General features: G+C 52.4%; 5 protein-coding genes and 1 tRNA gene. 4 read left to right on the top strand and 2 right to left on the bottom strand.

All coding sequences use genetic code 11. From position 1 onward, the window contains the following. The 4 genes from AC5DC2_RS15975 to AC5DC2_RS15960 all read left to right on the top strand — a co-directional run. Positions 1-305: ETC complex I subunit (locus AC5DC2_RS15975; protein WP_491699190.1), on the top strand; the 305-nt coding region annotated here is incomplete at its 5' end. Between the two features lie 291 nt (positions 306-596). Further along, positions 597-673 (top strand) — tRNA-Arg (locus AC5DC2_RS15970). A 369-nt stretch (positions 674-1042) separates the two neighbouring features. Next, positions 1043-2014 (top strand): AAA family ATPase, encoded by a 972-nt coding sequence (locus AC5DC2_RS15965; RefSeq protein WP_491699189.1) that lies wholly within the window; start codon positions 1043-1045, stop codon positions 2012-2014. 108 nt (positions 2015-2122) lie between these two features. Next, positions 2123-4537, top strand: a complete 2415-nt coding sequence (locus AC5DC2_RS15960; protein ID WP_491699188.1) for a S8 family peptidase — start codon at positions 2123-2125, stop codon at positions 4535-4537. Positions 4538-4607: 70 nt separating this feature from the next. Here the strand turns inward: AC5DC2_RS15960 and AC5DC2_RS15955 are convergent, their stop codons facing one another. Next, complete coding sequence (locus AC5DC2_RS15955; protein ID WP_491699187.1) at positions 4608-6506, bottom strand: AAA family ATPase; 1899 nt, start codon at positions 6504-6506, stop codon at positions 4608-4610. 61 nt (positions 6507-6567) lie between these two features. Then, a partial coding sequence (locus AC5DC2_RS15950) for a tyrosine-type recombinase/integrase (RefSeq protein ID WP_491699186.1) occupies positions 6568-7615 on the bottom strand: 1048 nt, incomplete at its 5' end.

The raw sequence follows: 7615 nt of genomic DNA, 5'->3' as shown, positions 1-7615 counted from the left end.
TGTCGGCGAAGATTTACCGTCCCGCCAGAACGGCAATGCAGCAGGGCCAGGCCAAGACCCACCAGTGGGTGCTGGAATTCGACCAGCAGACGCCGCGCACGATCGACCCCCTGTTCGGCTATACCTCGTCTTCCGATATGCTGCAGCAGGTCAAGCTGCGGTTCGACAGCCAGCAGGAGGCCGAGGCCTATGCGCGCCGCCACGGGATCGCCTATCGCGTGATCCAGCCGAAGGAGACCAAGGAAAAGGTCGTTTCCTACTCCGACAACTTCAAGCCGGACCGCGTGCAGCCCTGGACGCACTGACGCAGGCGTCTTTGCAAGCCGCACTTCCCCGCCCGGACGTCAAGCCTGTCCGCTGCCTTTCGCGTGGCGACTTCGTTCAACCAGAGCGCGTCCAGAAAAAGTGGAGACCGGTTTTCCGTCCGGACGCGCGGAAAACAAAAGGCTAGAGCGTGGTCGCGATTCAAGGAAGCCCGGACATGCTCCAGCCCCAAGGCTTCTCGCGTCGCCGGCAACTTCTTCCCGGAGACGACCCGCAGACAGCTTGTCATTTACGACGGGATCAGGCATTCATGCCGCCCGCGAGCATCAAACGGCCCCTTAGCTCAGCTGGATAGAGCACCGGCCTTCTAAGCCGACGGTCGCAGGTTCGAATCCTGCAGGGGTCGCCAATCTTTTCAGAAGTTTAGACCGAACTCCCTCCATGAACAGTAGTTGGTTTACAGTTTGGTTTACGGCTTTCGTTTTGCTTGTGTTCTATTGCTGTCGGAGTCAGGGCTAAGTCAATCGGGCGACTAAGCGCACGTCAGCGATAGAAAGAAGGTTGCGGGAAGCATCTGCGGGTTGTTGGGCGCGCACGCACTGGGGGGGTCCTGATGTCGAGCTCAATGCAGTCGGATTTGTTCTCTGGGCTCAGGCTCGCCGTTGCGATTAAACTTTTATTGTAGTTATCCCGATATCGAATTGGTGTATTCTGCCAAGATCACACCTGATGACGTAGAAAGCTCAAACTGTTGTCTAACGCGAAACAGATACTGGCTATGCTGCATAGTCGTGCCGAGGGGGACGATGAGCAATTCTATTCGATCGCGCTGCAGGTCGCTGCTTCTGAGGCACGGCAGGGGCGCCGTTCTAGTGCTGAGGCGCTACGTTCGGCCGTCGAAAGCGCACGGAAATTGCATGGAGAGGCGCCTGTCGCGATCCAGTTCGCTAAGCCGAGGGGTGAGTTAGAAGGGCTTATTGAGCACCGAGAAACCCGCTATAAGCTAAAAGATGTGGTGCTAGAGCAATCTCTTCGGGGGCGTCTTGATGAGTTGGTGTGCGAGCAGCAGAAACGGAGCTGGCTGCGCGAGCATGGCAAGACACCGAATCGCCGTGTTCTATTCGTCGGGCCGCCTGGATCCGGCAAAACGATGACTGCCGAGGCGTTAGCAGGACAGCTGCTTCTCCCTCTTTTCGTCGTGCGGCTTGAAGGTTTGATTACACGTTTCATGGGCGAAACCGCTGCAAAGCTTCGGCTCGTTTTTGACGAAACAGGGCGACAGCGCGGCGTCTATCTGTTCGATGAGTTTGACGCAGTCGGCGGTAGGCGTAGCGCCTCAAACGACGTGGCCGAAATGCGGCGCGTTCTGAACTCTTTTCTCCAGTACATGGAGGAGGAAAACTCGACCGACAGTCTTATCATCGGCGCTACAAACCATTCTGATCTACTCGACAATGCACTATTGCGTCGCTTCGATCTAGTCCTCTCTTTTGAGATGCCGTCTGAGGCACAGGTGAAACAAGTCATTATTGGTGCTCTGCGCCCATTTAAGTCGCAGCGTCTAGCCTGGAAAAGATTGTTCAAGGCAGCTGAAGGGCTCAGTCAAGCGGAAATCACCCGCGCGACCGAGGATGCTGTGAAGTCGGCTATCCTAAACGAGACCAGTACCGTCACCTCTGACCAACTTGTCCGGCGTCTGGATGAAAGACGTGCGATGCAGGAGGTGTTCTCGAACACAAAGCGCAGCTAGTACGATATGCCAGATTTTATCCTACCTCACCTCGATATTTCGAACCGTCGTCAAGCCAGGTCATACAAATCTCCCCCTCGCAATATAGGTGGGGGAAGTGCCCCGCGTGTGCGTGAGGAGCATGGTGCGGTGCTTCTTGAGCAATTGCGCGCGGCTTTTCACGAGGTTGAGGAGACGCCATCGCCAGATGAGCGTTTTGAGCGGTCTGAGGGTGCATATTACGAGATCGAGTTGCGCAAGGGCTCCGATGCTGAGAAACTTGACAAAAAAAGATCGGGCATTCTCTCTGGTACGGCGAAGAGAGATGCGGAAAACGACAAGTTAAGTGCTGTTCTGTTTGTTCCCGACAAGTCGATACCCGTTCTCGAGACGATACTGGAAGACTATCGTGCAGCCCCGCTTACTGCAACGGAACAACCTAAACATAAGTCCTATGTTGAGCCAATTGACGCGATTAGACGCGCCCGACTGATGTCTTTTTGGACTGATAGTTCTGCTGCGCTTCCGGAAGATGCTCAAGCGCAAATCTGGTGGGAAGTTTGGTGCATAAGGGGTCTAGAAGGAGAAATACTTAAGGTTCTGGCCCATCTAGAATGCGAGATCGCCGATGAAGATTACCGTTTGACTTTTCCTGAAACGGTCATAGTGCCGGTTTTTGCCCGCCGTGCCGACATTGAAGTGCTACTTTTCGCCTGCAAAGGCATCACCGAGCTGCGACGAGGTTCCGACACGCCTTCCTTTTTTATCGAGGATGAACGCGAAAACCAGCACGACTGGGCCGAAGATTTGGCGGAGCGTGTCGCGTGGCCAGGTGCAAACGTCCCCCGCGTCTGCCTACTTGATACTGGCGTCAACCGTGGCCACGTGCTTATAGAGCCCGGCTTGGCCGAGGGTGATCTACTTACTGCAAACCCTGATTGGGTGCCAACCGACAATCAAGCATTCAGCCATGGCACAGAGATGGCGGGGCTGGCATTGCACGGCGATCTTTTTTCTGCGCTTCAAGATCAGGGCCTTCGGTCTCTTAATCATCGGTTGGAGTCAGTACGCATTTTGCCATCAGATGGTTTTCCGGAGAATAGACCGGCAAGACTAGGTACGATCACGGCAACCGCCGTGTCGTTGGCGGAGATTCAGAATCCCGAATTCGATCGCATATACTGCATGGCGATCACAAACGAGGATGTTTCTGGGGAGCGCGGTACAAGTTGGAGTGCATCCATTGATCGTGCCGCCGTTGGTAGAATGGAGGGTGACGACGTTGATGCTCCGCGCCGCCTGTTCTTTATTTCTGCGGGCAACATTCCAGCGGTCATGAAGTTCGCCGACCTTCAGCCCGCCGAAAACTACACTATTGAAGATCCGGCACAGGCTTGGAATGTGTTGACTGTCGGCGGCTACACTCAAAAGCAGATCATCGATGATGATGGACTGGATGGGTACAAGCCCATGGCGCAGATGGGTGAATTAAGTCCATATTCACGTAACTCGCTGGCATGGGTTCAAGGTAAGGCGCCGGTAAAGCCTGAAATCGTGATGGAAGCTGGTAATCGGGCTATTTCAGCTGATGGCCAAAGCCTCGTTTCTTGCCCCTCTTTAGAGTTGTTGACGACGGGCAGTGATGCAGACCGTTTACCGATTGTGAGTTTTGCTGCGACCAGCGCTGCTACGGCGCTGGCATCACGTCTCGCTGCCCGTCTGAAAGCGGATCATCCCGAGTACTGGCCGGAAACCATTCGAGCATTGATGGTACACAGTGCCGAATGGACCGAGCCTATGTGGCAGAAGCTCCGGGCGACAGATAGCCTTCGTGAAAAGCAGCGTTTAGCCCGATGTTTTGGCTATGGCGTACCGTCTTTCAAGCGGGCTACAGCCTCTGCCAAAGAACATTTGGCTCTTGTCGCGCAGCAGGCCATTCAGCCTTATAAGAAGAAGGTTACTGTCAAAGATGGCAAGAAATCATACAGCGTGGGATTCAATGAATGCCACTACTATAAGCTACCATGGCCCAAGGCCCTTTTGGAGCAATATGCTGATAATAACTTCGTTCTAAAGGTCACACTGTCCTATTTTATTGAACCCAATCCAGGTCGGGCCGCCGCCATTGACCCCCAGAAGTATCAGTCATTTGGACTGCGTTTTGACCTCAAGCGTTCACAAGAATCAGAGGCTCGCTTCCGGGCCGGGATCAACGCCGAGGAAGAGATTTTTGCCGGCTTGGTCCCTGACGGACGACCGAACGACACTGGATGGCAGTTTGGGCCGAGCGGCGTTTCAGCCGGTTCAATTCATTGCGACCAATGGGTCGGCAGTGGCGCCGATTTGGCATCTCGTGATCTGATTTGCGTGAAGCCTGTGGGGGGGTGGTGGAAAGAAAGGCGTAAAGCAGAGGTGTGCGAGCAGCAGGCGCGCTATGCCTTGATCATGACTTTGGCTTCGCCTGAAGTCGGAGTTGATCTTTACACTCCAGTCGCTGCAGAAATAACGCCCCAAGTTCCTGTCGACGTTGATATCGATTTTTAACGGAGTCAGAGCAGATTAAAGGGCAATGAAGCAGTTAGCTTGAATTTTTGCAAGAGGTGCAGGATGCAGGTCAATCTTCAGAAGATAAAACGTCTTCAAGAATGTCAAATACAATTGAAAAATCCTGAAAATCATCTGCAGTACCATTTTCACAGAGCCAATCACAGAGGTTCCGCTTTTCACTTTTGTTGACCTTCCAAGTCTCAGGGATAGTCATCTCTACGCCTCGTTCGACTAGAGTATGCTCGCTCTTTATATCCACGAAAGCTGGTTTGAAAGCCCGCGCTTTTTGAATTGTGGCATCTCGGAAAAGGTTTTCAATTCCAGATTCTATTTTGTGAGCTTGCTGCGCGATCGTACGGCGATACAAGTTGCCGACAGACTCTGCTTTCTTTCCCGCGTCGCAATCATATAGCAACAGACACTTTTCCTGTGTGAGGGAGCTGAAGTGCGTCTTGTAGGTCTCCCAAATCTTGTCAAGATTGCGGAAACCTACGGCATCGATCAATTTGAACTTCCTAACAAGTTCGTCCTTTCCGAGAAGTTCTCCGGCTTTGGTCAAGTAGTCGATATCAGTGGTGCCTTCTAGATAAACAACTGGTTTTGGGTTGGCTTTTATCATTTCCCGAACTTCCTCTTGGAAGCGGGCGCTCGCTTTCATATGTTTGTATGCTGTTTCAAACTCAGAGAAGCGCTCCACCTCGATCTCGTGACCGGTAGGCAGCTCGACGAGCTGCAAGCCTTCTGACGTAAAGAGTTTTTCCATGCCAATCAGAAACAACGGAGAATGCGTAGTAAGCACAAATTGTATTTTCGGAAATAGATGAATAATATTAGGGAGTAGATCGTGTTGAAGATCAGTGTGGAGGTGAAGGTCGACTTCATCAACTATAACGAGACCTTCGATGTCACTCAGTTGGGTGAGTTGCGATTGACCTAGATCGAAGTCTCTTATGATCGACAGAAATAGGTCGAGCAAAACGGCTTGCCCTGAAGAGAGCTGGAATAAATTTGAGGTCATAGTCTCTCCATCTATGGAGACCCCAAGCTGCCTGCGGTTCCTAGCTCCTACGTTCCAAACCACTTTGCCAGGCTTCCCAAATAAGACCCTCAGAAACTCCTCTATAGCTTTCAGAATTGTAGTTGCGGGTCTGTTCCGGCGTTCTGTAGGCTGCTGTCTATTTTCCTGTTCAGGCGATGAAGAAATAGGTCGTTCCAAGACAAAGCTATCGTATACAAGGTCCAAGAGCCAATTTTGCAATTCTCCCATAGGTGCGTAATTAACAATGGGTCTGTTCGAGTGATTTTCAAAATAAGTAATGGAAGGGTAAGTTACCTTCGTTCGAAGGCTCCCTCTATTTAGCCAGTCTGGTTCTTCAAATCTGTTGGGAGGGAAGAATAGATGCGAGTGATTTAATAGTGTTGTCTTTATTTTATCAATATTTTCATTGAAATTGCTGCTGAAATGTGTGGCATCTCTCGGTTTTAAATCGCTCCATTTTGGGTACTCTGCCACTGGTTCAGTGAAATCGCTTTTCGTTTTAGCTAGCTGCATCTCATGAACGTAAATATTATCGGATAGATGAACTTCTGATACAGAATAATTTTCTCCGTGGCGAATGTAAGAAGGGCTTCTTAATTTGTAAACCTTGCCTTCTTCTACATCGGAATCTTCAAAAATTATTCCTTGTGCGGCAATTAAGGCATTCACAATATGAGAAATTGCGACACTTTTTCCTGAGCCATTTTGTCCGACGAAAATGACAGGCTTGGGTAATCCTTCGTCGCCGAACCGAAAACTGATGTCAGCACGTTCAATTGGGCCGGTGTTCACCAACTTAAGTCGCCGCAGATACATTTGAGCCTCCCAAAGCATTAAAGCAATTCTCGAATTACTATCGCAATAGACGGATTCGGGGAAGGTGATGCCGATGCGGATGGTGCGGTGTACGTTGAAGCCCCCGATCAAACTTCATAGATAGAGATCCCAACTTCACTAACTGCGATAGCCGGAAAATGAAGATGCCGCTCTACGGACTGCTGCTTTTCTCCATCCGCAAAATCACCGCATCGCTGGCTTGTTGGTCATCGGCAAGGTAGTGCTTCTCAAGTACCGAGCGTACCTCGGAGATCGTGTGGCCGGAGATGCTGGCGATTTGTTCGACGGTGGAGCCTTCTCGGCGACGGGCGGTGATGAAGGTGCCGCGCAGGTCGTGGAAGGTGACGCCCTCGATGCCGAGGCGGGCCATTTCCTTTCGCCATGAGGTTTGGAAGCCGTCTTGCGTCCAGGGGCGGCCGCGACTGTTTGTCAGGATGCTGGCCGAGCGGACCTTTCGGTCTTCGGCGGCTTGTTTGAGCTGGTCGATCAGGGCTTTCAGGTCTTTGTGCAGCCTGACCTTGACGCGTTTGCCGGTTTTACCCTGCCTTAACTGCAGGTGGGTGCCGTCGTATTGCGGCCATTTCAGCGCGAGGATGTCGCCTTGGCGCTGGCCGGTGTAGACGGCGACTTCCATTGCCGCGACGATGTGCGGCTTTCCCTCTCTGCGAACCTTTTCGATCATGGCGTCGGTCCAGACGAATTCCCGTCTCGATCCGCGATAGATCCGGTCTATGCCGGTGCAGGGATTCTTTTCGATGTACTCGTGCTTGATCGCATAAGAAAAAACCTTGGAGAGAGCGAACAGGAGCTTGTCCGCCTTCCGAGGGTTTTTCGCAAATGATCGGTGCCAGTCCCGAATATCGCGCTTCATGCCGCGCTGCTGGGTGAGGCGCGCGGGCAGGCGGGGCCAGCGTTCCCTGATCAGCCGGAACGCATACAGATAATCGCGCTGGGTTGAAGCGGACAGCGCAAGAAAATCGGGATTCGGCTTTTTCTCGGAGCCGGTGAACAGGTCGATCAGACCTTCGAGTGTCAGGATGCCTTCGGTCGAAGCGGTCAGCATGTGCTGCCGATATTCGGCGATGAAGGCGTCCTTTTCTGTTTTCGGATCCGCGTGGATGCGCGGGCCGCCGCGCCATGCGTAGGGGACTGTCCTGATTTTTGTGCTGTGGCGTGGTAACTGCTCTTTGAGGAGACCC

It is taken from the genome of Martelella sp. (assembly GCF_984369615.1).
This window is presented reverse-complemented; position numbering and strand designations above follow the sequence as displayed.